The 22,993-nt window shown below is 68.1% G+C and carries 25 protein-coding genes; 15 read left to right on the top strand and 10 right to left on the bottom strand.

Translation table 11 applies throughout. The features are described from left to right. Window positions 1-4 precede the first annotated feature (4 nt). From AB0H42_RS14870 to AB0H42_RS14860, 3 genes are read right to left on the bottom strand one after another with little or no spacing between them, the layout of a single operon-like run. On the bottom strand, window positions 5-853 hold the full coding sequence (locus tag AB0H42_RS14870; RefSeq protein WP_357055344.1) for a helix-turn-helix transcriptional regulator: 849 nt from the start codon (window positions 851-853) through the stop codon (window positions 5-7). Then, the gene (locus AB0H42_RS14865) at window positions 850-1,371 is read right to left on the bottom strand and encodes a DUF6879 family protein (RefSeq protein WP_357055340.1); all 522 of its coding nucleotides are present in this window, start codon (window positions 1,369-1,371) and stop codon (window positions 850-852) included. The genes AB0H42_RS14870 and AB0H42_RS14865 overlap by 4 nt, the downstream gene beginning before the upstream one ends. Next, entirely contained in the window at window positions 1,352-1,681 is a 330-nt protein-coding gene (locus tag AB0H42_RS14860; RefSeq protein WP_357055337.1) for a hypothetical protein, read from the bottom strand. Before AB0H42_RS14860 ends, AB0H42_RS14865 begins: the two co-directional genes overlap by 20 nt. A gap of 214 nt (window positions 1,682-1,895) precedes the next feature. On the opposite strand from AB0H42_RS14860, the gene AB0H42_RS14855 reads away from it, so the two are divergent. The 11 genes from AB0H42_RS14855 to AB0H42_RS14805 all read left to right on the top strand — a co-directional run bounded on the left by AB0H42_RS14855 (window position 1,896) and on the right by AB0H42_RS14805 (window position 14,085). After that, window positions 1,896-2,225 (top strand): hypothetical protein, encoded by a 330-nt coding sequence (locus tag AB0H42_RS14855; RefSeq protein WP_357055334.1) that lies wholly within the window; start codon window positions 1,896-1,898, stop codon window positions 2,223-2,225. Window positions 2,226-2,254: 29 nt separating this feature from the next. Further along, window positions 2,255-3,172 (top strand): phosphotransferase, encoded by a 918-nt coding sequence (locus tag AB0H42_RS14850; RefSeq protein WP_357055331.1) that lies wholly within the window; start codon window positions 2,255-2,257, stop codon window positions 3,170-3,172. Window positions 3,173-3,516: 344 nt separating this feature from the next. Further along, window positions 3,517-5,049, top strand: coding sequence for an acyl-CoA synthetase (locus tag AB0H42_RS14845; RefSeq protein WP_357055328.1), 1,533 nt, complete (start codon window positions 3,517-3,519; stop codon window positions 5,047-5,049). 141 nt (window positions 5,050-5,190) lie between these two features. Continuing rightward, window positions 5,191-5,547, top strand: coding sequence for a hypothetical protein (locus AB0H42_RS14840; RefSeq protein ID WP_357055325.1), 357 nt, complete (start codon window positions 5,191-5,193; stop codon window positions 5,545-5,547). A gap of 160 nt (window positions 5,548-5,707) precedes the next feature. Further along, entirely contained in the window at window positions 5,708-7,261 is a 1,554-nt protein-coding gene (locus tag AB0H42_RS14835) for a hypothetical protein (RefSeq protein WP_357055322.1), read from the top strand. Window positions 7,262-7,567: 306 nt separating this feature from the next. Next, entirely contained in the window at window positions 7,568-9,898 is a 2,331-nt protein-coding gene (locus AB0H42_RS14830) for a nitrate- and nitrite sensing domain-containing protein (RefSeq protein WP_357055319.1), read from the top strand. Then, the gene (locus AB0H42_RS14825) at window positions 9,876-10,292 is read left to right on the top strand and encodes a roadblock/LC7 domain-containing protein (RefSeq protein WP_357055316.1); all 417 of its coding nucleotides are present in this window, start codon (window positions 9,876-9,878) and stop codon (window positions 10,290-10,292) included. Before AB0H42_RS14830 ends, AB0H42_RS14825 begins: the two co-directional genes overlap by 23 nt. Continuing rightward, window positions 10,289-10,663 carry a DUF742 domain-containing protein gene (locus tag AB0H42_RS14820; protein ID WP_357055313.1) on the top strand — a complete coding sequence of 125 codons (375 nt, stop codon included), beginning with the start codon at window positions 10,289-10,291 and terminating at the stop codon, window positions 10,661-10,663. Before AB0H42_RS14825 ends, AB0H42_RS14820 begins: the two co-directional genes overlap by 4 nt. Window positions 10,664-10,932: 269 nt before the next feature. After that, a complete protein-coding gene (locus AB0H42_RS14815; RefSeq protein WP_357055310.1) occupies window positions 10,933-13,320 on the top strand; it encodes a nitrate- and nitrite sensing domain-containing protein in 2,388 nt (795 codons plus the stop codon). Next, a complete protein-coding gene (locus AB0H42_RS14810) occupies window positions 13,298-13,714 on the top strand; it encodes a roadblock/LC7 domain-containing protein (protein WP_357055307.1) in 417 nt (138 codons plus the stop codon). The genes AB0H42_RS14815 and AB0H42_RS14810 overlap by 23 nt, the downstream gene beginning before the upstream one ends. Further along, window positions 13,711-14,085 (top strand): DUF742 domain-containing protein, encoded by a 375-nt coding sequence (locus AB0H42_RS14805; protein ID WP_357055305.1) that lies wholly within the window; start codon window positions 13,711-13,713, stop codon window positions 14,083-14,085. The genes AB0H42_RS14810 and AB0H42_RS14805 overlap by 4 nt, the downstream gene beginning before the upstream one ends. Window positions 14,086-14,095: 10 nt before the next feature. Here the strand turns inward: AB0H42_RS14805 and AB0H42_RS14800 are convergent, their stop codons facing one another. The 3 genes from AB0H42_RS14800 to AB0H42_RS14790 form a co-directional block, all read right to left on the bottom strand. After that, window positions 14,096-16,051, bottom strand: coding sequence for a GMC family oxidoreductase (locus AB0H42_RS14800; RefSeq protein WP_357055303.1), 1,956 nt, complete (start codon window positions 16,049-16,051; stop codon window positions 14,096-14,098). 211 nt (window positions 16,052-16,262) lie between these two features. Next, a complete protein-coding gene (locus AB0H42_RS14795) occupies window positions 16,263-16,583 on the bottom strand; it encodes a multidrug efflux SMR transporter (RefSeq protein WP_357055301.1) in 321 nt (106 codons plus the stop codon). A gap of 1 nt (window position 16,584) precedes the next feature. Beyond that, complete coding sequence (locus AB0H42_RS14790; protein ID WP_357055298.1) at window positions 16,585-17,232, bottom strand: NAD(P)H-dependent oxidoreductase; 648 nt, start codon at window positions 17,230-17,232, stop codon at window positions 16,585-16,587. 93 nt (window positions 17,233-17,325) lie between these two features. On the opposite strand from AB0H42_RS14790, the gene AB0H42_RS14785 reads away from it, so the two are divergent. Continuing rightward, complete coding sequence (locus AB0H42_RS14785; RefSeq protein WP_357055295.1) at window positions 17,326-17,931, top strand: helix-turn-helix domain-containing protein; 606 nt, start codon at window positions 17,326-17,328, stop codon at window positions 17,929-17,931. Window positions 17,932-18,047: 116 nt separating this feature from the next. On the opposite strand, the gene AB0H42_RS14780 is transcribed toward AB0H42_RS14785, so the two are convergent. Both AB0H42_RS14780 and AB0H42_RS14775 read right to left on the bottom strand, forming a co-directional pair. Further along, entirely contained in the window at window positions 18,048-18,875 is an 828-nt protein-coding gene (locus tag AB0H42_RS14780) for a DUF72 domain-containing protein (RefSeq protein WP_357055292.1), read from the bottom strand. Beyond that, complete coding sequence (locus AB0H42_RS14775; protein WP_357055289.1) at window positions 18,872-19,675, bottom strand: SDR family oxidoreductase; 804 nt, start codon at window positions 19,673-19,675, stop codon at window positions 18,872-18,874. Before AB0H42_RS14775 ends, AB0H42_RS14780 begins: the two co-directional genes overlap by 4 nt. 283 nt (window positions 19,676-19,958) lie before the next feature. On the opposite strand from AB0H42_RS14775, the gene AB0H42_RS14770 reads away from it, so the two are divergent. Then, complete coding sequence (locus tag AB0H42_RS14770; RefSeq protein ID WP_357055286.1) at window positions 19,959-20,612, top strand: AIM24 family protein; 654 nt, start codon at window positions 19,959-19,961, stop codon at window positions 20,610-20,612. 25 nt (window positions 20,613-20,637) lie between these two features. Here the strand turns inward: AB0H42_RS14770 and AB0H42_RS14765 are convergent, their stop codons facing one another. Beyond that, a complete protein-coding gene (locus tag AB0H42_RS14765; protein WP_357055283.1) occupies window positions 20,638-21,210 on the bottom strand; it encodes a hypothetical protein in 573 nt (190 codons plus the stop codon). After that, window positions 21,207-21,566: a hypothetical protein gene (locus tag AB0H42_RS14760; protein ID WP_357055280.1), complete on the bottom strand. Its 360-nt coding sequence runs from the start codon at window positions 21,564-21,566 to the stop codon at window positions 21,207-21,209. The genes AB0H42_RS14765 and AB0H42_RS14760 overlap by 4 nt, the downstream gene beginning before the upstream one ends. A gap of 160 nt (window positions 21,567-21,726) precedes the next feature. Here AB0H42_RS14760 and AB0H42_RS14755 point away from each other — a divergent pair, with 160 nt between their 5' ends. Together AB0H42_RS14755 and AB0H42_RS14750 are read left to right on the top strand one after the other, a co-directional pair. Further along, window positions 21,727-22,626: a helix-turn-helix transcriptional regulator gene (locus tag AB0H42_RS14755; protein ID WP_357055277.1), complete on the top strand. Its 900-nt coding sequence runs from the start codon at window positions 21,727-21,729 to the stop codon at window positions 22,624-22,626. After that, complete coding sequence (locus tag AB0H42_RS14750; protein WP_357055274.1) at window positions 22,623-22,838, top strand: DUF397 domain-containing protein; 216 nt, start codon at window positions 22,623-22,625, stop codon at window positions 22,836-22,838. Before AB0H42_RS14755 ends, AB0H42_RS14750 begins: the two co-directional genes overlap by 4 nt. The last annotated feature ends 155 nt before the right edge of the window (window positions 22,839-22,993 follow it).

Here is a 22,993-nt window from a genome sequence, read left to right as displayed (position 1 = left end):
CCCGTCAGCTGCTCCCGCTGGGCACCGTCCGCCGCCGCACAGCTGCCTGGATCAACGCCCGCGCCCCCTCTCCCGTCTCCGACTGCCGGGCCAGGATGTCGAACGCCCGCCCGTACACGTCGATCTCGCGCGGCTGGGTGATGGTGAGTTCGGCGGCGGTCCCCTCGACCATGACCAGCCGGTTGTCGAACATGGCGAAATTCGTCGAGACGACCAGCGCTTCGGCGGTGAACGGAACGATTCCGATGGTCACGCGGGGCATGCCGATCAGGGAGGACAGCCGGTCGAGCTGGCCGATCATCACCGCATCGTCACCGACCGTGGTGTAGAGGGCCTGCTCGGCGATCAGGAAGTGGAACAGATGGTCGCGCTGGTACAGGATGCGTTGCCGTTCCATGCGCTTCGACACGGCGTTCTCGACATCGTCGGGAATGCGGTGGAATTCGATACCGCGACGCAGTTTGGCGGCCGCGTATTCCGCTGTCTGGAGCAGCCCGGGCACGATCTGCGGTTGGAAATCGCGGATATGGGCGGCCGCCGCCTCCAGTTTCAACGATTTCTGTTGCCGGCGGCCGAGGCCGGTGCCGAGGATCTTGCGCCATTCGAGGTAGGCGACCTCGATGGTGTTCGAGGTGGCCAGCAGATCCGGTAGCTGGTCCTCGGCGCCGCAGTGGCGGCAGTACGCGCGGATATCGTCGTCGGAGGGTCTGATCCGGGCGAACTCGATCTTGCTCACCTTGGATTCGTGCCAGCCGCAGAGTTGCGCGAGTCTGCGGTTGGTGAGGCCGGCCTGGCGCCGCAGCTCCCGCAGCCGTGCCCCGAGAGCTTCTCGCGCGTCGTGCACTTCGTTCATCTGTCGACATATTCCGTGTAGGGCGTTGCCATGTCCCAGAGCCGGTGCTTCACACACCGGGCGTACTGGATGATCCCCCGGTCGGTCGTCACCGCGAGACCGGAGGGTTTGCCGTGCTCGTCGACCAGGTTGTAGACGACACGATCGTCATCGATCAGCCACCAGTCGTCCGAGGGCACGTCGCCGGCCAGATGCCGCGGGACGTACCGGATATCCTCGCCCGCGTCGGTATTGGTGCCGGTCACCGAGAGCAACCAACGGTGATAGTCGCTGTGCGGCACCGACACCACGCGGACCCGTCGTACCGTGACCCCCCGGCCGGTGGTCTCCCGGATCAGCGTGTTCCACCGATTCTTCGGATCGTCCGGTAGCGCGGGCCGGCCGTCCAGGAAGCGACCGAGCCGGCAGGTTTCGGCCGGGACAGCGTAGACGTCGCGGACTTCGAGATGGAATGCCTCGGAGACGCATTCGCGGAAGAGCGCGGCCCAGTCCGGCGGCTCATGCGGAAGATAGCGCACCGTAGAACGTCCTTGTGGTCTTCGGGACTTCGATCGCGACCTCGTCGGGTGCCAGATCGAGCTGCTCCAAGATCTCACGCTCGGCGACCGGCCGGCCGGCGAGAGTGAACGTTCCCCGGCCGGTATCCTGCATGGGCGCGCCGATGAAGGTATCGGGTTCGGCGTAACCGAGCAGTAGATGCGGGATCTCGACGGTCGCCGGTCTGTCCGTCTCCCATCCCTGCACCAGATAGCTTCCCTGATCGGTCGTGTACAGACTGGGGCATCCACCGAGATCCGAGCCCCCCTTACCGAGAAACCGCAGACGCATACTTCAACCCCTGTTCGATGGTTAGCACGAGTTTTCCCGCACTTCGTACATGATGCACTTCTCCGCTGAGACCAGAAAAAGAGTGCAGCGTAGTTGTGCAAACTTGTGCTCACTGCTCGCCATGATCGGCCTGCACTCCTTAACGTCGAGTCAACCGTCGCGCCCGATAACCGTGCCGGGAAGCAGTTGTGCGGCCGGGCCTTACGACCAAGGGGTGAGCATGCGATTCGAGGTGAAGGTGAGCAGATACGGGGACCGGTGGCTCATCTCCGCACCTGCGTTCGGCATCCGCAAGATCGTGGACGAGGAGTCGGCCATCCTGAGCGAGGCCTACCGGCTGATCGCCCGATGCGGCACCGCGCCGGGCGATTTCGAGGTCGAGCTCATACCGGGTGGGAGTCCCGAAATCACTGCGGTGGGCAACGATCCGGCCGGGCCCGTGAATGCTCACGGTACTCACCGTTTTCCTCGCGGTGCGTCGGTACACGAGATCCGGACCGGTCTCCGGCGCACAGACGAACCGCGGGTCGACGACGGCTTCTGACCCGGACGCCGGGGTTCTAGAGTCGTGGCATGGGATTTCGGGACGACGACCGTGCCGTAGCCGTCCGCGACATCGTGGCCGGGCAACTACCCGACTACCGAATCGGCACGGTGGCGCTGCTCGGGGAGGGGGAGGACAACCTCGCCTACGAGGTCAACGGCGAGTTGATCGTGCGTTTCACCAAGGAACCCGATCCCGAGAGCCGAGCCGCGCGGGTGACCGATGAAGCCGCTCTCCTCGGCGCCGTCGCGAAGATCTCGCCGCTGCCGGTTCCCGAACCGTGTTTCCGGGTTCCCGAGCAGGGTTGCCTGGCGTACTTCGAACTCCCCGGCCGACCGCTGATCGATCTGCCCGCGACGCAGCGATCGGCCCGGGTACGACCGATCGCCGCGGAGCTCGGTCGATTCCTCGCCGCGCTGCACGCCGCTCCTGTCGACCGGATGGCCGACCTGGTGGGCACCGACGATGAGCCGAAGGAATTGTGGCTCGCGGAGGCCACGGAGACCTACGAGACAGTCGCCGACGCAGTTCCCCACGGGCACCGCGCGGCGGTGGAGGCGTTTCTCGGAACAACGCCCCCGGCGGATCGCTATGGCCTGGTGTTCTCCCACAATGATCTCGGGATGGAACATGTTCTCGTGGAACCGGTTTCGGGAACGGTTACCGGCGTCATCGATTGGAGCGACGCCGCGATCGTCGACCCGGCCTACGATTTCGGCCTCGTCTACCGCGACCTCGGCCCGGCCGCCCTGGACACGGCGTTGGACAATTACCGGCCCGATGCCCACGACGTGCGGGCGATCCGGGCACGTGCCGCCTTCTATGCCAGGTGCAGCGTGCTGGAGGATATGGCCTATGGGCTCGAGCACGGACTGCACAAGTATCTCGGCAAGAGCCTCACGGCATTGACGTGGCTGTATCCGCCTCGGGTCCCACCGCCGCTGTGAGACGGCCTCTGCGCGAGATCAGGCCGAGCTGCCCGCGGGCTCGCCGGGCCGGTTCCATAGCGTGGCCCGGTGGCGGCGTGGACGAGGAGGCCGCCCGATGACGGCGAACGACAGCGGGCGGACGGTACACGCCGGTGACCGCGACATGGCCCTGAGACGGCACCGGCCCCGAATACCGGCCGGGCTCGCCAGTTCCGGAAAACCGACGAATCGCGGTTCACTTTCCGCTATCGTCGCGGTCGCCGGGCGATTGCCCGGCGGGGGCCGGTGACGCGCACATGTCACGGGCCCCGGCTCGGCTCGGCGGTCGTCCCGGCGATCGCTTCGTTCCGTAGAGGAGCAGTATGTATCCCGGCGCGCATGTCGATAATTACCCGGATAAACCAGCCGTTATCGTCGCCGAGACCGGCGAGACGCTGACCTATCGGGAGTTGGAGGACAACTCCGTCCGGCTCGCCCGGCATCTGCACGCCGCCGGATTGCGCCGCGGCGATCATGTCGCGTTGCTCTCCGGTAACGACCCGAAGGTCTACGAAGCCTACTGGGCAGCTCTGCGATCGGGGCTTTACATCACCGCCGTGAACCGGCATCTGTCGCCGGCCGAGATCAGCTATATCGTCGACGACTGCGGCGCGAAGGCGCTGATCGCGTCCGCCGGTCTGCGCGAAGCGGCCGAGGCGATCGTCGAGCAGACACCCGGAGTGGAGATCCGGCTGGCCTTCGGCGGCCCGGTCGAGGGCTACGAGTCCTACGAGGACGCACTGGCCGCCCAGCCCCCGCAACCGCTGCCCGACCAGCCGCGCGGCGCCGATATGCTCTACTCCTCCGGCACCACCGGGCGGCCCAAGGGCATCAAACAGCCGCTCTCGGACCAGCAGGTCGGTGATCCGCCCGGTGACCCCTACACCGCCGTCTTCGGCCCGCTCTACGGTTTCGACACCGAATCGGTGTACCTGTCGCCCGCCCCGCTCTACCACGCCGCACCACTGCGGTTCGGCGGTGTCGTCCAGGCCCTCGGCGGCACTCTGGTCGTGATGGAGCGGTTCGATGCCGAGCAGGCCCTGGCCGCGATCGAGCGCTACCACGTCACACACAGCCAGTGGGTTCCCACCATGTTCGTCCGGATGCTGAAACTCGACGAGGCCGTCCGCTCCCGCTACGACGTCTCCAGCCTGCAGGTCGCCGTGCACGCCGCCGCGCCCTGCGCCGTCGACGTGAAGCGCGCGATGATCGAATGGTGGGGTCCGGTGCTCTACGAGTACTACGCCTCGACCGAGGCCAACGGCGCCACCTTCATCGACAGCGAGCAGTGGCTGCGCAAACCGGGTTCGGTCGGGCCGGCCGGTATGGGCTCGATCCGGGTCTGCGGAGACGACGGCGCGGAACTGCCGGCCGGCGAGATCGGCACGATCTATTTCGAACGCGACGAACTCCCCTTCGCCTATCACAACGACCCGGCGAAAACCGAGGCGGCGATCCACCCGGACCATCCGACCTGGACCACCACCGGCGATATCGGCTACGTCGACGCCGAGGGCTTCCTGTTCCTCACCGACCGCAAAGCGTTCATGATCATCTCCGGCGGGGTGAACATCTACCCGCAGGAAATCGAGGACGCACTCGCCCTGCATCCCTCGGTGCTCGACGTCGCGGTGATCGGAATCCCCGACGAGGAGATGGGCGAATCGGTGAAGGCCGTGGTCCAACCGGCGCCGGGCGCCACCCCCGGTCCGGAACTCGCCGCGGAACTGCGCGATTACCTGCGCGAGCGGATCGCCCACTACAAGGTGCCGCGCGGTATCGACTTCGCCGCCGAACTGCCGCGTACGCCGACGGGGAAGCTGGTCAAGGGCAAACTTCGCGCCCAATACCTCTGAGCTGTGTAATCGGCGGCGCCGACCGGGGTCCTCGTGCCCCCGGTTCTTCCCACCGGCCGCTGGACGGTCGGATGCACAGCGCCGACCGGGGATGTTTGTCTTGCTGCCACCGGGAAACACGGCGGGCAGGAGGACTGAGCGATGACCAACGATGCGGAGAAACGCTGGTCCGACGAGGGAAACTTCCGGCGGGCCGTGCGCTACGCGCTCGTCGTGCTCGGGGTCGCGGCACTGGTCTGCGCGGCCACCGCCGTCTGGGCGGCGACCGGGCGGTGCCGTGGCACCGACGCACTGCTCTGCGACACCGCCGCCCAGACCGCTGTGCTCTTCGGGCCCGGTCTGGTGCTGCTCGCGGGCGGTATCGGCGCCTTCGTGGAGACCATCCGGGTCTGGCGACGGGGCGGGCCCTGGCCCATCTGGCAGGGAGCGGGCTGGTTCCTCTTCTCGATCACGCTGTTCTACCTGGGAATCGGCGCGAGCACCGTCCCCGCGGATTGACCGGCGGCCCGCACCGCCGGGCACATCTCCGGCCCTGGTGAGGGCAACCGCCCGGTAGCCCTGCTATCTCCGCGGCACCTGTGGCAGACTTTCCAGGACTGCTCGGACTACGGCCGCTCGACGACCGTGCGCGGAAGGTGATGCGGGAATTGAGATCGCGATGGACCTGATCGCCATCGAGGGCCGGGTGGCCGCGGACCGGCTCACGGCGCGGGACCGAACACCGGAGGCAGAACTTCAGCTGGCCACCACCCTGTGTGAGCTCGCCTCGGCCTATCTGGCCACCCAGACCGACGGTTCGGTGCGCAACCGGGTGGCCGGCGCGCTGGAGCCCGCGCAGGAAGCGGTGATGATCCGGCTGCGCTGGTTCACCTCCGGTCATGTGTCCGCGGTGTTCGCCAACCAGGTCCAGGACACGCTGCGGTTGCTGGAACAGGCCGCCCGTGCCATCGGTCATCGTGAACTGGCGACCGCCACCATTCGCGACGCCTGCAACGCCTACACCCGGGTGGCGCACGACTATCCGAACGTCGCGGGTGTCTGCGCGGACGGCCTGTCGAAATGCGGTGTGTGGCTGTGCCGGCTGGACCCGGGCGCGGCCGTGGTGGCCACCGACGAGGCGGTCCGCATCCGCGCCACCCTGTTCGAGGCCGATCCGGAACAGTCCCGGAAATACCTTGCCACCCTGAACACTCTGCTGCGCACCCTGATGGTGGGCCGGCAGCGTAAGCAGGCGGTGGCCATGTATCGCGAACGCTATACCGCGCTCACCACCGCGGCCATGGCGTCGCAGCTGCGGAACCTGAAGATCGAGGAGATCGGTTTCACCGCGAAAACGCAGGCCGCTCTGCGGAAGCTGGAATGCCGGACCCTCGAACGCGCCGGTTACCTGACCCAGCAGCAGATCCTGTATCAAAGCGCCGGGGATCTGGCCACGATCGAGGAGATCAACTGGCAGCTCGCGCTGGTCGGGCTGAAACCGCTGGTGGCCGGGGCGATGCCGGACCAGCCGGCCAAACCGGTGGAGATCGGCTCCTCGTTCGGGGCGTTGAGCGTGCTGTGCTCGGCACCGGATGCGCTGGAACAGGTGCGCGACGCGATCGTTGCCGCGTTCACCGCGGCCGGCGCCGAACCGGTGGATATCAATACCGCCTACGGCGTGGACAAGGCGCACTGGGGCACCCGGGATCCACAGCTGAACGCCACCACCGAACTCGGTGAGGACATCGTCCTCATCGAGCGCATGTCGGGCAGCTGGGTCGCGGTGAAGAGCCTCAAATGGGAGCTGACGCCGGTGGCGAAGAACCCGCTGGCGCTGTCCCTGTCGCAGCAGTGGCCGGTGATGAGTGTGACGAGCACCGAGCACCTGGCCTACGAGTTGTGCTGGTACGAGCAGGGGTCGGCCACCCAGTACGCGGCGCTCGGCCGGCCCGCCGAACCGGTCGCCCTGGACACGCCGCTGGCACCGTTGGATTTCGGCAAACTCGCCGACTACGGCGCGGACTACGCCTCGGAGACCCAGATCCGTTCCGCGTTCGGTAATGCCACCATGTTCGCCAAACTCACCGAGCTCCCGGCCAGTGGTATCCGGCAGGCCGCCGAGGCCCAGCCGCTCGCCGGATACGGCGAACGGGTGCTGTGTTTCCGGGTCGCGGGCGCGAACCGCGCGGCCACGACGGGCAGTGGCAACCGATCACGAGCGATTCCCGAATAAACCGTAACGTCCCGGCTTCGATACCCGAAAAGAATGCCTGGTGAGAGTAGTAGTTTTCGAGACTGAAACGTATTGCTTTCGCTAATGTCTGGTACCGGAGTACGACGCATTGCCGGGAGACCGCAGTGCCGGGATAGTTGGGCGGTGAGCCGGCGGCGATGATGCTGTTCGCGCGCATCCCCGGGAACGAGTTGATCTACTGTGTCCAAGCGGCTGCCTCTCCCCGAGTTCGCATCGACTTCCCGTTCCACACCACCGAGTCGAACGCGCGGCCGCGTCGGTATTCGGACCCGTCTGCTCGCCATAGTGCTCATCACCAGCATCACGCTGCTCACGGTCGCCATCGCCGCCGCGGGCTATCTGGTGAAATCCGGTCGGCAGGCGCAGGAATGGGCCGACCTGGCCAGTAGCACCACCACCCCCGCCATTCTGATGGTGCAGGGTCTCGAAGAGGAACGGCGGCAGTCGCTGCTGTATCTGGCGGGCGATCCCGCGGCCGCGACCGCGCTCGCGGACGCACGGAAACGCTCCGATATCGCGCTGGCGGAGGTCACCGCCAAGGGCGACGCCGCCCAGCGGCTCGATCCCGACGGCTCGGCCGGCCAGATCGAGGGTTACCGCAAACTTTTCGAAGCCGTACCGAACCTGCGCGCGGCCATCGACGCGCGTGCGATCCCGCGGGAAGAGGCGTTCGGGTTCTTCAGCTCGGTGATCGATACCATCATCGGGGCGTCGGTGCTGGCGGCCCGGGTCGCGCCCGACGCCGGTGTCGGTATCGCACTCAACTACGGTGTCGAACCCCTGCGGGCGGCCGAGGCATTGTCGAAGGCCGACACTCTCGGCGCCGTCGCGGTGACTCTCGGTGAGCTCACCGACGCGCAGCTGGTGGAATTCAACCGGCACGTCGGTGAATTCCGCGGCGAGGTCGCCTATTCCGCCACGGTGCTCAAAGGCGACCGGCTGGCCCAGTTGCAGGCCCTCACCGCCTCACCGGCCTGGCAGCAGCTGATCGCCGTGCAGGACGCCGTCATGCTGCGCGGGACGGTCTCGGCCGGCGACTCGGAGACCGATGACTCCACGACCGGGCGCACCGGTACCCGTACCGGTTCCGGCTACAGCACCACCGAAGAGTCCACCGAATCCGATACGCCGGTCCTGCCGTTGACCGTCGCGGACTGGCAGCGGGTGTCCGGCGAGGTCGTGGCCGCCCTGCTGAAACTCTGGGAGGGACAGAGCGCCGACGCCCACGCCACCGGTCGCGCCCAGGGCGCCGATACCGCCAACCGCTCGCTGGCCGGCGGCGCCGCGGTCCTGGGTATCACGGCGCTGGCGTTCCTGGCCGCGCTCGTGCTGGCCAACCGGTTCATCGCGCGGATGCGCCGCCTGCGCGACGACACCCTCGAACTCGCCGACCAGCGGCTGCCCGACATCATGGACCGGCTCGACCGCGGCGAGAACATCGATTCGGCCGCCGAGGTCGCGCGCCTGGACTTCGGTACCGACGAACTCGGCGAAGTGGCCGACGCGTTCAACCGCGCACAGGTCGCGGCGGTGTCCGCCGCGGTGGCCGAATCCAAGACCCGGGCCGGCTTCCATACCGTGTTCCTCAATATCGCCCACCGCAACCAACTGGCCGTACACCGCCAGCTCGCCCTGCTGGACAAGGCCGAACGCCAGGAGGAGAACGCCGACCAGCTCGAACTGCTGTTCCAGCTGGACCATCTGGCCACTCGCGCCCGCCGGCACGCCGAGAATCTCATCGTGCTCGGCGGTGAGCAGTCGGGTCGCCGCTGGCGCAACCCGGTCCCGCTGTGGGAACTCATCCGCGGCGCGGTCGCGGAGAGCCTCGACTACACCCGGATCCACACCGGACGGGTACCCGATGTGCTGATCGCCGGTAAAGCCGTGGCCGACCTGATCCATCTGCTCGCGGAGCTGATGGACAATGCCACGGCGTTCTCGCCGCCGGAATCCCAGGTCGAGGTATCGGCCTCCGTCGTCGGCCGCGGGGTCGCGGTCGAGGTCGCCGATCAGGGGCTGGGGATGACCGCGGCGGAGATCGCCGAGCGCAACGCCCTGCTGGCCGCACCACCGGATTTCGGCGTGGCGGCACTCACCGGCGATACCCGTCTCGGCCTCTTCGTGGTGGCCACCCTGGCGGCCCGCCACGGTGTCACGGTGCGTTTGACGGATTCCGTGTACGGCGGCATCAAGGCGATCGCGCTGATCCCGACCGCACTCACCGAATCCGGCGGCCCGGCCCGGCCCGGCCGTCCGGCTCTCGAGCCCACGGCGGCCGCCACCCCCGGTACCTCCGCCAACGGGTCTGCCACACAGGCCGCCGCCCCCGCACCGCACCGGCCCGCCGATCCGCAATCCATGACCGTGATCTCGCAGCCCCGCCCGGACGAGGGTGCTCGCCCGAGCCTGCCGCGCCGGCAGCGGCAGTCCGCCGAAGCCGATACGGGGGTCATCCCGGTCGTCGATATGCCGCGCACCCGCACTCCCGAGCAGGCCCGGAACCTGATGGCCGCCATCGAGAGCGGCTCCCGGTCCGGCCGCCGCCCCGATACCGATTCGCCCACCACCGCTCACCCTCCAGAAGAAGGCAACGATGACCACTCCCCCGCGCACTGACCTGAGCTGGCTGCTGGAAGAGCTGGTGGGCGGGTTGCCGGACGCCGAATCGGCGGTCCTGCTGTCCACCGACGGACTGCTGATGGGCCATTCGACGGGTCTGGAGCGCACCGAGGCCGAACGGTTCGCCGCGATGGCGTCGGCCTTCCACAGTCTGGCCCGCAGCGCCGGCAGCCATTTCAGGGCCGGCGGTGTGTGCCAGACCGTGGTCGAACTCGATCGTGCGGTCCTGTTCATCACCGCCGCCGGCGGGAACGCCTGCCTCGCGCTGCTGGCCACCGAATCCGCGAATATGGGCATGGTCGCGTTCGAGATGAACCGAACCGTCCAGCGGGTCGGCAGCCATCTGGCCGTCGACTCACGCCCGCGGCCGAACGGGGCGAGACAGCCGTGAACGGGCCGCGCGAACCCTGGGAGGAAGAGGAAGCCGGTCCGGTCGCACGGCTCTATGCGATGACCGGCGGCCGGGGTCGCACCGCGCGCGGCGAACTCACCCTCGACACCATGGTGGTCGACGTCGGAGCCGGCTTCGCGCCGCGGCGGACCGATCCCGAATACGTCGAGATCGTCCGGTTCTGCCGGGTACCGCAATCGGTGGCGGAGGTCTCGGCGCAGTTGCGGATTCCGCTGGCCATGACCAAAGTGCTCGTCGGCGACCTGATCGATGACGGCCGGCTGGCCGTGCGGGCTCCCGCCGAGACCACCGACAGCGCGGCGGATCTCGGTCTGCTGCGGACCATCGCGAACAGCCTGCGGGGTGGTTGAGACCGGCTACCACGAGCGCCACCGCCCCTACCTCGCAACCCAGGTTTCGAATGATCTCCCTGCAACATTTCGGCGGCTTCTGTAGCCGCGCTCACACCGATACCCCGAGCCCCGCTCGGTGAGACCGGTCTCCGGTAGGCGCCCGGCTTTCGCTATGGTCTGGACGAGAGCTGATGCATTGCCGGAGAAAGGCAATGCCGAGAACATTGGGTGACGCGCCGGTCACCGCGGTGTCGCACTGGCGCACGCCCGGAACGGGTTGATCTATCGTGGCTGTTCGGCGGCATCTGCCCGAAGTACTGGTGCGGGCGTTCCGTTCCGGCGCAGACGCGACTCGCGGCCGGCTGGGCATTCGCGCCCGCCTCCTGTCGATCGTGCTGATCACCAGCGTCACCCTGGTCGTCGTCGGGGTCGGCGCGGCCGGATATCTGGTCAAATCCAGTGTCACCGCGACGATCTGGGCCAATCTGATCAGTGGCACCACCACCCCGGTGATCTCGATGGTGCAGACCTTCGAAGAGGAGCGCCGGCTGTCCCTGCTGTATCTGGCCGGCGATCCGAGTGCGGCCGGCACCCTGGTCGACGCGCGGAAGCGCTCCGATACCGCCCTCGCCGCGGTGATCGCCAAGGGCGAGGCGGCCCAGCGCCTCAACCCGGACGGATCGGCCGCCGAACTCGAGACCTTCCGCCCGCTCTACAACCGGGTACCCGGTGTGCGCACCGCGATCGACTCGCGCGCGATGCCGCACGCCGAGGCGTTCGAATTCTTCAGCACCGTGATCGGCACGATCCCCAAGGCGTCGATGGTCGCGGCCCGGGTGGCGCCCGACGCCAAACTCGGTATCGCCCTCGGCTACGGTGTCGAGCCGCTGCGTGCCGCCGAGGCCCTCTCGCAGGCCGACACCCTCGGTGCCGTCGCCCTCACCCGCGGCGAACTCACCACCGAGGAGTTGCTCGAGTTCACCCGCTACACCGGCGAAGTCCGCTCGCAGGTCGCCTATTCCGCCACGGTGCTGACCGGCTCGCGGCTCGACCAGCTGCGGGCCATCACGGATTCACCGGACTGGCAGCAGGTGACCGCCATGCAGGACGCACTCATCCTGCGCGGTCCTGTACCCGCCGCGGACGCCACGGCGGAGATCTCCGAGTCCGGCTACGACTCCGAACAGTCCACGGAAACCGAGCCCGCTCCGCTACCGATGACGGTGCCCGCGTGGCAGGATGCCTCGGTGCGGGTGAGCGCGGCTCTGTTGAGCCTGTGGGAGAGCCAGAGTCGCGATGCCCATGCCATCGCCCGGTCCGAGGGCACCGATACCGCCGGGATCTCCCTGATCGGCGGTATCGCGGTGCTGATCGTGACGGCGGTGGCGCTGCTGGCCGCGCTCATCGGCGCGAACCGGTTCATCGCGCGGATGCGCCGCCTGCGCGACGATACTCTGGAACTGGCCGATGTTCGTCTGCCCGATCTCATGCGGCGCCTCGACGACGGGGCCGAGATCGATACCGCCGCGGAGGTGGCCCACCTGGACTTCGGCACCGACGAGCTCGGCGAAGTGGCCGACGCGTTCAACCGCGCACAGGTCGCGGCGGTGTCCGCCGCGGTGGCCGAGTCCAAGACCCGTGCGGGGTTCCGCACGGTCTTCCTCAATATCGCCCACCGCAACCAGCTGGCCGTACACCGCCAGCTCGCCCTGCTGGACAAGGCCGAACGCCAAGAGGAGAACGCCGACCAGCTCGAGCTCCTCTTCGAACTCGACCATCTGGCCACCCGCGCCCGCCGGCACGCCGAGAACCTCATCGTGCTCGGCGGTGAACAGCCGGGCCGCCGCCGGCGTAAACCGGTTCCGCTGTGGGACCTGGTCCGGGGTGCCGCGGCGGAGAGCCAGGACTACACCCGCATCCACACCGGCCGGATTCCCGATCTGAAGATCACCGGCCCGGCCACCGCCGACCTCATCCACCTGCTCGCGGAGCTGATGGAGAACGCGACGACCTTCTCGCCGCCGGAATCCCGCGTCGAGGTGTCGGCCGCCGTCGTCGGCCGCGGCGTCGCGGTCGAGGTCGCCGACCGCGGTCTGGGTATGTCGGCGGCGGAGATCACCGAGCGCAACGGCCTGCTGGCCGAACCACCGGATTTCGGGGTGGCCGCGCTCACCGGGGAGACCCGTCTCGGCCTGTTCGTGGTGGCCACCCTGGCGGCCCGCCACGGTGTCTCGGTGCGGCTGGCGGATTCGGTCTACGGCGGGATCAAGGCCGTGGTGGTGATCCCGGCCGCGCTCATCGAGACCGTGGGCGCCACCGAACCGCCCGCCGAGCCCGCCTACGCCGCGACGACCACTGCCTCCTCCCCCGGCACCGCGACCGGTGACAGCGCTCCCCCGCAGCCGCAGGCCACCGCCGCGCCGCCGGTCGCCACCGCACCCGGTGACGGCACCCGTCCCGCGCTCCCGCGCCGACGCCGACAGCTCGCCGAACCGGAGGGCGCGGAAACGCCGGTCACCGAGGAGACCCCGCGGACGCGCACACCGGAACAGGCTCGCAATCTGATGGCCGCCATCGAGGGCGGCACCCGGTCCGGACGCCACCCGCGTCCTGATCCGACCGCGGCCGATCGGCCCCGACAGGAAGGCGACGATGACAACTCCTCCGCGCACTGACCTGAGCTGGCTGCTGGAAGAACTGGCGAGCGGATTGCCGGACGCCGAATCCGCGGTCCTGCTGTCCACCGACGGACTGCTGATGGGCCGCTCGGCGGGACTGGATCAGACCGAAGCCGAGCGATTCGCGGCGATGGCGTCGGCCTTCCACAGTCTGGCCCGCAGCGCCGGCAGCCATTTCAAGGCCGGCGGCGTCTGCCAGACCGTGGTCGAACTCGACCGTGCGGTCCTGTTCATCACCGCCGCCGGCGCCAACGCGTGTCTGGCGCTGCTGGCCACCGAATCCGCGAATATGGGCATGGTCGCGTTCGAGATGAACCGAACCGTCCAGCGGGTCGGCAGCCATCTGGCCGTCGACTCGCGCCCGCACCCGAACGGCGCGCCGCAGCCGTGAACGGCCCGCACGACGACGACTGGGACGAGGAGGACGCCGGTCCCGTCGTACGCCTCTACGCGGTGACCCGGGGCCGGGGTCGCGCCTCGCGTAGCGACCTCACCCTCGACACCATGGTGGTCGACGCCTCGCCCGGGCTGGCCTCGCGGCGGACGGAACCGGAGTACGTCGATATCGTCCGACTGTGCCGGGTCGCGCAATCGGTGGCGGAGGTGTCGGCGCAACTGCACGTTCCGCTCGCGCTCACCAAGGTCCTCATCGGTGATCTCGTCGACGACGGCCGCCTGCTGGTCCGCGCCCCGGCCGAGACCGGCGACACCGCCGATCTCGGCCTCCTGCGGACCATCGCGAACAGTTTGCGCGGCGGCTGAGCCGAACCGATCAGGTCAGCCGGGCGGCCAGCCGTTTCGCGTTCATATGGGCGATCGCCTCGATCGACACCATCGGGTTGACCCCGGAGGATGTCGGGAAGCAGGACGCGTCGGCGACGACGATGTTCTTCACGTCCCAGGTGGCGCCATCCGGGTCGGTCGCCGAGATCTCCGGCGAACCACCCATCCGCGCCGAGCCCATGATGTGTAGGGCGCCGAGCGCGCACTGTCCGGGCCCGTAGCCCGCGGTGCGGCAGGCGGCGGAGAACTCCGCGTGCGACCCCCGGACGCCGGGTTCGTAGGAGATCCCGGCCTGGTGCCCGGAGAAGATGCGCCGCGCCCCGGCGGCTTCGAGAATGCTCGCCGCGCCCTCGATCCCGGTGTGCAGATGCCCGGCGTCGTAGTCGGAGATGCGGTAGTCGACGGTGGGGTGCCCGTCGCGGTCCACCTTCACCACCCCGGAATCACGATCGCGGGTGATGATGCCGATCGCGTTCGAGCGGCCGAAGTCCAGCATAGTGGTGCGATGGTTCGCGGCGCCGCGCCAGCTCATGAACCCGGTCGACAGCCCCGGATGCAGCGGCCCGGTCTCGTAGATGACGCCGTATCCGTGGCCGTCCAGGTCCGCGTGCCGGCGGCAGATACGGGTCTGCAAACCACCTTCCCAGGGTCGGATCTCCTCGTCGAACACCCCGAACACCGCCGCGGCCGGATGCAGCCGCAGATAACGGCCGATGTTCTTGTTCGCCAGCCCCGAGCGCTTCAGCAGCGCCGGGGTCTGGATCGCGCCCGCCGCGACCACCACGGCCCGGGCCCAGATCTCGAATTCGATACCCGTCGTGGTGCGCGCCGACACCGATTCGGCTTTACTCTCGCGGACCGCGATCCGCCGCACATCGGCGTCCACGATCAACCGCGCGCCCCGCGCGGCGGCATCGGCCAGCCACGTCTTGGTGACCGACTGTTTGGCCCCCACCCGGCAGCCGTTGCCGCACCGGCCGCATTCCACCCCGGCATCACAGGCGTCGGTCACATTGCGCGGGAGCGGGTCCACCGCCCAGCCCAGCGCCCCGGCACCGCGTTCCAGCACCCCGTCACGCGCCGAGAGGATCGAGCGGCGTTCGTTCACCCCGAGCCGGCGCACCACCGCGTCCAGCGATTCGCTGAACTCCGCCTCGCCGAACTGCTTCGCGCCGACCTCGGCCCACTCCTCGCGCACACTATCGGGTGTCGGCAGCGAGGTACTCCAGTTGACCACCGTCCCGCCGCCCAGACAGGTTCCCGCGACCAGCGTGATCTGCCCTTCGGCCGAGGCCGACGGTCCCGGCGCGTACAGCTGTTGCAGCCCGGCGAGTTCGCCCGCGCCGAAATCCTTGTCGTCGTAGTAGCCGCCGCGTTCGACGACGATCACGTCGAGTCCCGCTTCGGCGAGCACGGCGGCCGCCGTCCCACCGCCCGCGCCCGACCCGACGATCACCACATCACAGGTGAGTGTGCCGGGTTCGGTGATCCGCTGCGGCGCCAGCGCGGGCTGTGGTGCGGTCGGCAGCGGTCCGGGCGGTCCCGGGTAGCCGATCTCCTTCCACAGCGGGTGGAATCCGGTGGGTCCCGGCGTGACGTTGTAGGCGAGCAGCGACGCCTGTTTCAGCGCCTGGAAAACCGCCCGGACCGCGCCGAGGCGGGAGTCACCGAGCCGCAGCAGCGCCCGCTCCCGCTGTTCCTGGGACAGCGTCGAGAATCGTCGCGGCCCCCGCCCGGTGAGCAGACCGGTCACGGGGGAATCCCATATGTCCAGCAGCGTGGCCAGCTGCTTGCCCTCGGCCTCCCGAGGATTGCGCCCCAGCAATTCGAACACGGTGTCCACGGCACCGATTTCGGTCGCCGACGGCAACGTGAGACCGTCCCCCGGCACGAACGTATCGCAGATCGTCCCGAGCGCGGCACGTTGCTTGGCTGTCGCCTTCATACCCATCCGCCTTTCAGATTGCCGAAGTTCTATCACGGAGCGTGAATCACCGCTTACAAAAGTGGATAAATCGCAGCGTGAACACCGCAAATATCCCGGAACTCTGATTCACTTCGACCGGCGGCTCGGCAGCGGTCGATCGCTCCCCCAGGAACGAACGGCCGGCCGGGCGACGAGGAGTCCCGCCCCGGCCGGTCCGGATCACCGCTCATCAGTGCGGGCCGGCGAGCCGGGCGAGCACGATGCCGGCGACGATCATCGACAGTGCCAGCGCCCGGCCCACGCTGAGCGGATCCTTGTGGACGATCACACCGAGGCCGATGGCACCCAGGGCGCCGATGCCGGTGAACACGGCGTAGGCGGTGCCGACGGGCAGGGTGCGCATCGCATATGAGAGCAGGTATACAGCGACAGCGGCGAGCCCGAAGCACAGCAGCGTGGGCAGCACCCGGGTGAAGTTCTCCGTCGGTTTGATGCTCTGCGACCAGGCGATCTCGACCACTCCCGCGAGAGCTAGTACCAGCCAGCTCATTTCAGTACCCCTTACCGAGCCTGCGAGCGGTGTCGAGGGCGCGCGCATACGACGCATCGTGTTCGCCGCGCAGCCGCGACAGCGCTGGATCCTGACGCGAGTTGGCCAGCTCGGCGTTGATGAAAACCGTGTCGGTCACGGCGAAATGACCCGCGAAGAAGTCGCGTAGATAGCTCTCCTGATAGTCGAGGGCGGCCTTGGGCATACCGGGCGAGTAGGCGCCACCACGGGCGGTGACCACCACGAAACGGCGCGGCGCCAGCGACATCCGCGGAAAGGTCACCTGATCGAGCCACGCCTTGAGCGCCGCCGGAATGGAATAGTTGTACATCGGGGTGCCGATCAGCACGATATCGGCGGCGAGCAGGTCGGCCAGCAGCGGATCGACGGTCTGCCACGCCGCGGCTTGGGCAGGGGTGCGTACCAGCGTGGCGAGCCGGTCGAGGTCGGTGTCACCCGCGGCGAGAACCGCGTCGCAGATCTCGGTCCAGCCGGCATCGATGAACGGCACCGGGTCGGCTGCCAGATCCCGGTACACATAGCCCGCGCCGGGATGTTCGAGGCGCCAGGAGTCCGCGAACGCCGCGCTCACCTCCCGGCTGATCGAACGGGTGCGCGCGCTTGCGTCCAAGTGCAACAAAGTGGGCATGATGAAACCTCCAGATAAGTGGACATTGCGTCCACTTGATGGATCGTAGAATCAAATGGACTTAATGTCCACTTATTGCATTAGAGTGCTGGGATGGATATTCGCGTCGACCTGCTCACGGCACCGGCGCCCGGTGGTGGCGAACGAGCGGACGCGGCGCGCAATCGGGCGAAGATCCTCGCCGCGGCGGCCGAACTGTTCACCGTCCGCGATCCACGCGCGGTAACCATGGACGACGTCGCGAAGGCGGCCGGCGTGGGGCGCGGCACGCTGTATCGCCGCTATCCGGATATCGGCGCCATCGCCACGGCCCTGCTGGACGACCATGAACGAGCGCTCCAGGAACAGTTGCTCGGCGGGGCACCACCATTGGGTCCCGGCGCACCCCCGGCGGAGCGGCTGGCCGCCTTCTACACGGCCATGATCCAACTGCTCGATGCGCACGCCGATCTCGTATTGGGCGCGGAGGGCGGTGACGCGCGGTTCGCCACCGGCGCGTACGGGTTCTGGTCGGCACATGTGCGGGCACTGCTGGTGGCAGCGGGGGTGGCACGACCCGACCCGCTCGTCGACGTCCTACTCGCCCCCGTGGCCGTGGAGGTCTATCGGCATCAGCGCGAGCAAGGCATCGATTCCGCGCAGATCCGAAGCGCGCTCACCGAACTCGCCCACGCCGTCGTCACGTCCGCTGCCGACTGACCCGCGTACCCGCCGGCCGCACCCGGATCTCGTCGTCGAGGACTCGCGGTGTCCGTTCGCCGAGTACGTGCGAGGGGAGCGCCGGGTCGACGGTGGCGGCCCGGAAGGGCCCGCCGTCAGAACAGCGTCATGGGCTCGGCGTCCGCCGGATCCGGCAAGAGCTCGAGTTCGGGCACCAGTCCGCGGACCTCGTCGTGGAACCGCCGCGCGAGATCCCGGGACGAAGCGTTGTCCGGAGTGTGCAGGAAGACCGTCGGCGACCGCCCCTCGCGTAGCCATTCCGCCGTCCGCTCGACCCAGGGCCACCAGCCCGCGACCGTGACCGCATGGTCGTCGCGGCCGTGGTAGCGGACGATCGGCGCGGCCGTCAGCGCCGTTATCCGGCGCGGCAGCCGGGGTTTCTTGGATCGGGCCTCGAATTCGGCCGGACTCGCGGCGGGCGCGGCGAACAGCACAGTGGTGTCGAACGGCACCCATTCGGCACCGACCCGGCCCAGCACCCGCTCCAGTTGCGCGGCGGCACCCGCGTCCGTGAAGAACTCCGGATGCCGCACCTCCACCGCGAGCGGCAGCGCCGCGGGCAGCCCACGGAAGAACATCGCCAGCGCACCCAGGTCTCCGGGCCCGAACGAGGACGGCAGCTGCACCCACAGCGCATGCATCCGGGACCCGAGCGGTTCCATCGTGTCCAGGAACTGCCGCAACTCGGCGTCCACCCCGGACAGCCGGCGCTCATGGGTGAGGGTTTTCGGCAGTTTGATCACGAACCGGAAATCGGGATCGGTCTGCTCCGCCCAGTTCTCCACGGTCCGCCGGGCCGGAACCGCGTAGAACGTCGTATTCCCCTCCACCGCGTTGCACCACTGCGCGTACCCGCGCAGTTTGTCACCGCGGACCGGCCACGCGGTATGCGTCCACATGGCGCAGCCGACGTAGAGCTTCAACGTTTCAGCCCGTGCATCCCCGCCACGACCTTCTCGATCACCGACGCCGGCAGCAGCCGCCGGAGCAGGAACACGACCGGCGCGCGACTCCCCCTGGCGTACAGCGGTTTCGGCTCGTCCGCCTCGATCGCTCGCAGAATCGTCTCGGCCACCTGCTCCGGTGATATCCCGGCCCGCTCGTTGCGATCCAGATGCGTGATCATCGTGTCGAATTCCGCCGCGTACACCGAATCCGGCGCGATGTACTTCGTCCGCCGCTCCCCGATCCCGGTGGCGATGGATCCCGGTTCCACGGTGCTGATCCACACCCCGAACGGCGCCGTCTCCAGCCGCGCCGCATCCGCGAACCCTTTGATCGCCGCCTTCGCCGCCACATACGACGACCGATACGCCAGCGGGAAACTCGCCAGCATCGACCCCACCATGACGATCCGCCCGTAACCCCGCTCCCGCATCCCCGGCAGCACCAGCTGCGCCAGCCGGACGGCCCCGAACACGTTCAACTGGAACAACCGCTCGATCGCCTCGATCGGCAGTTCCTCGAGCGGCCCCGACTGGCTCTCCCCCGCATTGTTGACCAGCACATCCACCGGCCCCAGGTCGGCGCCGAACCGCTCGATTCCCGCCTGATCGGTCAGATCGAGCGCGCGATACTCCACCCCCGCCACCCGCACCGAGTCCGCGATCGTCTCCGGATTCCGGCTGGTCCCGATCACCCGATATCCCCGCCCCACCAGCAGCGCGGCAGTCGCCCGGCCGATCCCCGAGGACGCTCCGGTCACCAGCGCGGTCTTGGCCATACGACACCTATCCTCGACAATCCGTGGTCAACCGGGTGAGGCCACCCGATTCGCCAATCTAACGGACCCGCGCGAAGCCCGGGCGGGTGCCGCCGACGCCCGCCCGGGCCGGAACATGTCTTCCCTCACCGTGCGGCCCGGACCGGCGAGCCGGGAGAGGGAATCGAGCCGTCGGCGTGGCGCTGCGCTCGGTCGGCAGCCGGATGCGGGTGACACCACCGGCTCGCCGGAATATGTCCAATAGGCTGGCGACTGTCCGTGGGTGCCAGGAGAGGATCGCATCGTGCAGAGTGAATTGTTCGCCGCCGAGAACACGGCGCAGCCCGCCACCGCTCCCGGCCTGACCGCGCAGAGCGCCAAATCCCTGAAATACGCGGTGAACGGTGAATGCCTCGCTCGGCAGGGCTCCATGGTGGCCTTCCGCGGGGACCTGCGGTTCGAGAAGAAGGGCCAGGGTGTCGGGAAGTTCCTGCAGCGCGCGCTCACCGGTGAAGGCGTGCCGCTGATGACGGTCCGCGGGCACGGCGAGGCCTGGTTCGCGCATTTCGACCGCAACTGTTTCACCGTCGACCTGGCCCCGGGCGACGCACTCACCCTCAACGGCCGCAATGTCCTGGTGTTCGATTCGAGTCTGCACTACGACATCCGCATGGTGCAGGGCGTCGGGATGACCGGCGGCGGACTGTTCAACTGTGTGTTCTCCGGGCAGGGACGGCTCGGCCTGGTCTGCGCGGGAACGCCGATCATTATTCCGGTGCATCCCCAGTCCCCTGTTTTCGTCGATACCGACGCCGTGGTCGGCTGGAGCACGAACCTGCAGACCTCGCTCAACCGGTCGCAGTCGTTCGGATCGATGGTGCGCGGCGGCTCCGGCGAGGCGTTCCAGCTGCGGCTCGACGGTGAAGGTTTCGTCATCGTCCAGCCCAGCGAAGCCTGACCGATACCCGGACGCGAGCCAACGCTCACGGCTCCGAAGCGGCCCGCAGTCGTAACAAGTGCGGGTGGTTGGCATCGTCCAGCGCCAACGCCGCGGTCCACAGCGAGACATCCAGACCCGCGGTGATACGCCAACGATCCGGCGTGCTCGCGGGCAGGTGGATACGCACCGGGCCCAGTTCCCTCAGGTGCCGCCCGACCACGGCCCACCACTGTCGGCCCCGCGCGTCCGCGATCGCGGCCACGATGAGGTCGTCGGCGCCCGGTAGCTGTTCGGCCGCCGCACGGACCTGCTCGGGAATGTGCCGATGCTCCGGCCGATCGGTGAGTTGATCGGCGAATACGACGAATACCAGACCGAATCCGAACATGTCCGGCCCGAGCAGCCGGCGCAGACCCGCCGCGCGCAGATGGATCGGATTGCTCTCGCCCTCGCCCCGTTCACCCGCAAGATCCACGGCGGCGCATTCCGCGTCGATGGCGTGGCCGTCGAAACGGAACCCGTACAGCATCGGCATCAACGCGGTGGGCAGCGACAGCAGGTAGCGAGCGGTGATCTCGTCGACCGACTCCGGATCGGGATAGCGGATCAGCGTCATCCGTGGACCGCCGCGGCCAGCCGGGACCACAGATCGTGCCGGACGGCGTCCCACAGCGACGCCAGCTCAGGGCACCGCTCCCGCATCTCCGCCAGATCCGGCGCCCCCGAGACCGGCATCCGGCTACCGGAAGCATCACGCACCTCGACGACCCGGACACAATCCCGGTCGAGCCACCACAGCACCCGCCGGCCGTCCAACTCGGTACAGCGCACGCCCCGCGGCACACCGATCAGCGCCGGGCGCCGCTCGGAACCCACCTCGGAGAGTGCCCGCGCTCGTCCCGCGCGATGCGCGGACTCGTCGTGATCCTGTCGTCCTGCCCTGGTCAGCGGGCTTCCGTGTTGCTCGGCCATATGGTTATGTTGCTGCCCGCACGCCGCGTCCGTACGGCTCAGCGACACAGCAGAATTCAGCTCATCCGTACATCCAGACAACAGTCCGGTCGACCGAGCGGCGTCGTCCGGAACGGACCGCCACCTGGGCCGTTCCGGACCGATCTGGGGAAGGGGAACAATGCCGACACACGATCAACCCGGTTCGACGCTGCCGCGCCGGCAGCTGGGTCGAGCCCTGCGGGAAGCGCGCGAGGGGGTGGGGTTCACCCTCGAACAAGCGGCCCGGGAAATGGAGATGAGCAAGACGGCGCTCATACGACTGGAGAAGGGGCACAACGAGAAGGTCCGGGTGCGGGATGTGGAGGGGTTCGGGAGGTTATACGAACTCGACGCAGGTCGGATCGAGGCGCTGAAGGCACTTGCCGAACAGACGTCGACCAGATCCTGGTGGCAACGCGCACGGCACCTGATCAAGCCCGGGTTCGATACGTACCTCGGACTGGAGGTAGGAGCCGATCACCTGCACATTTATCAGCCACTGATCATCCCTGGACTTCTTCAGACAGCCGAATATGCCAGGGCGATAGAGCGACCGCGTCCACTAGAGCCGCGCGATACGCCCGAGGATCTCGAGCGACGTGTGGATCTGCGGTTGCGGAGGACCGCGATCCTGACGAGGCAGCGCAACCCGACAACAGCCGAATTCATTGTTCACGAGGGGGCACTACACACAGCGGTGGGATCGCCCGCGATAATGGCCGCGCAATGCCGTCATATGGCTGATATGAGCACCCGCGCCAACATCACGATACGAATCCTCCCGTTCCTGGCCGGGTTCCCCGGGGACTGGAACCCCGTGCTCCCCTATATCATCCTCGACTTTCCGGCAAGCAGCCGGGAATTCGGCGCTGAGCCGCCAGTTGTCCATACCGAAACTACGATAGGAACAATGTTTTTCGAAGACGCTGAAGATGTGGGGGTCTACCGCGACATCCACCACTCCCTCCAGAGCGCCGCACTACCTACACAGGCATCCAGGGACCTGTTACGGCAGGTCGCAAGGAGATACGAACGGTGAGCGACGGCGGGCTATCCGGTGCTAGATGGTTCAAGTCGTCTCACAGCGGTACGAGTGGAGAATGCGTCGAGGTGGTCTGGCTGGATGACGGACAGGTCGGCGTCCGGGATTCGAAGTGCGCGGACGGGCCTGCATTGGTCTTCGGTGCGCGCGCGTGGTCCACATTCGTTACCAGCGTCTGGAATGGTGAGGTCGGCCGTCCACCATCGTGACGGGTACCGCCCGTGACCACATCGGCTACCGAATAGTGGCGAGACACCGAACCACTCGGTCTACGACTCGGCCGAGGGTGCGTCGAGAGGTCGTCATCGCAGACCACTCACCCACCATGTATACGGTGCCGGGTGGGAAGGCGACCCGGTATGGT

The sequence above is a fragment of the Nocardia sp. NPDC050799 genome (genome assembly GCF_040654015.1).
GTDB lineage: Bacteria > Actinomycetota > Actinomycetes > Mycobacteriales > Mycobacteriaceae > Nocardia.
Note: the sequence above shows the minus strand (reverse complement) of the source record. Positions and strands in the feature narration are given on the sequence as shown.

What these genes read in the sequence shown, in the direction of transcription:
- AB0H42_RS14870 (WP_357055344.1), bottom strand. Translation starts at nt 853, where the DNA reads ATGAACGAAGTGCACGACGCGCGAGAAGCTCTCGGGGCACGGCTGCGG.
- AB0H42_RS14860 (WP_357055337.1), bottom strand. Translation starts at nt 1,681, where the DNA reads ATGCGTCTGCGGTTTCTCGGTAAGGGGGGCTCGGATCTCGGTGGATGC.
- AB0H42_RS14850 (WP_357055331.1), top strand. Translation starts at nt 2,255, where the DNA reads ATGGGATTTCGGGACGACGACCGTGCCGTAGCCGTCCGCGACATCGTG.
- AB0H42_RS14845 (WP_357055328.1), top strand. Translation starts at nt 3,517, where the DNA reads ATGTATCCCGGCGCGCATGTCGATAATTACCCGGATAAACCAGCCGTT.
- AB0H42_RS14840 (WP_357055325.1), top strand. Translation starts at nt 5,191, where the DNA reads ATGACCAACGATGCGGAGAAACGCTGGTCCGACGAGGGAAACTTCCGG.
- AB0H42_RS14835 (WP_357055322.1), top strand. Translation starts at nt 5,708, where the DNA reads ATGGACCTGATCGCCATCGAGGGCCGGGTGGCCGCGGACCGGCTCACG.
- AB0H42_RS14825 (WP_357055316.1), top strand. Translation starts at nt 9,876, where the DNA reads ATGACCACTCCCCCGCGCACTGACCTGAGCTGGCTGCTGGAAGAGCTG.
- AB0H42_RS14810 (WP_357055307.1), top strand. Translation starts at nt 13,298, where the DNA reads ATGACAACTCCTCCGCGCACTGACCTGAGCTGGCTGCTGGAAGAACTG.
- AB0H42_RS14800 (WP_357055303.1), bottom strand. Translation starts at nt 16,051, where the DNA reads ATGAAGGCGACAGCCAAGCAACGTGCCGCGCTCGGGACGATCTGCGAT.
- AB0H42_RS14795 (WP_357055301.1), bottom strand. Translation starts at nt 16,583, where the DNA reads ATGAGCTGGCTGGTACTAGCTCTCGCGGGAGTGGTCGAGATCGCCTGG.
- AB0H42_RS14790 (WP_357055298.1), bottom strand. Translation starts at nt 17,232, where the DNA reads ATGCCCACTTTGTTGCACTTGGACGCAAGCGCGCGCACCCGTTCGATC.
- AB0H42_RS14785 (WP_357055295.1), top strand. Translation starts at nt 17,326, where the DNA reads ATGGATATTCGCGTCGACCTGCTCACGGCACCGGCGCCCGGTGGTGGC.
- AB0H42_RS14775 (WP_357055289.1), bottom strand. Translation starts at nt 19,675, where the DNA reads ATGGCCAAGACCGCGCTGGTGACCGGAGCGTCCTCGGGGATCGGCCGG.
- AB0H42_RS14765 (WP_357055283.1), bottom strand. Translation starts at nt 21,210, where the DNA reads ATGACGCTGATCCGCTATCCCGATCCGGAGTCGGTCGACGAGATCACC.
- AB0H42_RS14760 (WP_357055280.1), bottom strand. Translation starts at nt 21,566, where the DNA reads ATGGCCGAGCAACACGGAAGCCCGCTGACCAGGGCAGGACGACAGGAT.
- AB0H42_RS14755 (WP_357055277.1), top strand. Translation starts at nt 21,727, where the DNA reads ATGCCGACACACGATCAACCCGGTTCGACGCTGCCGCGCCGGCAGCTG.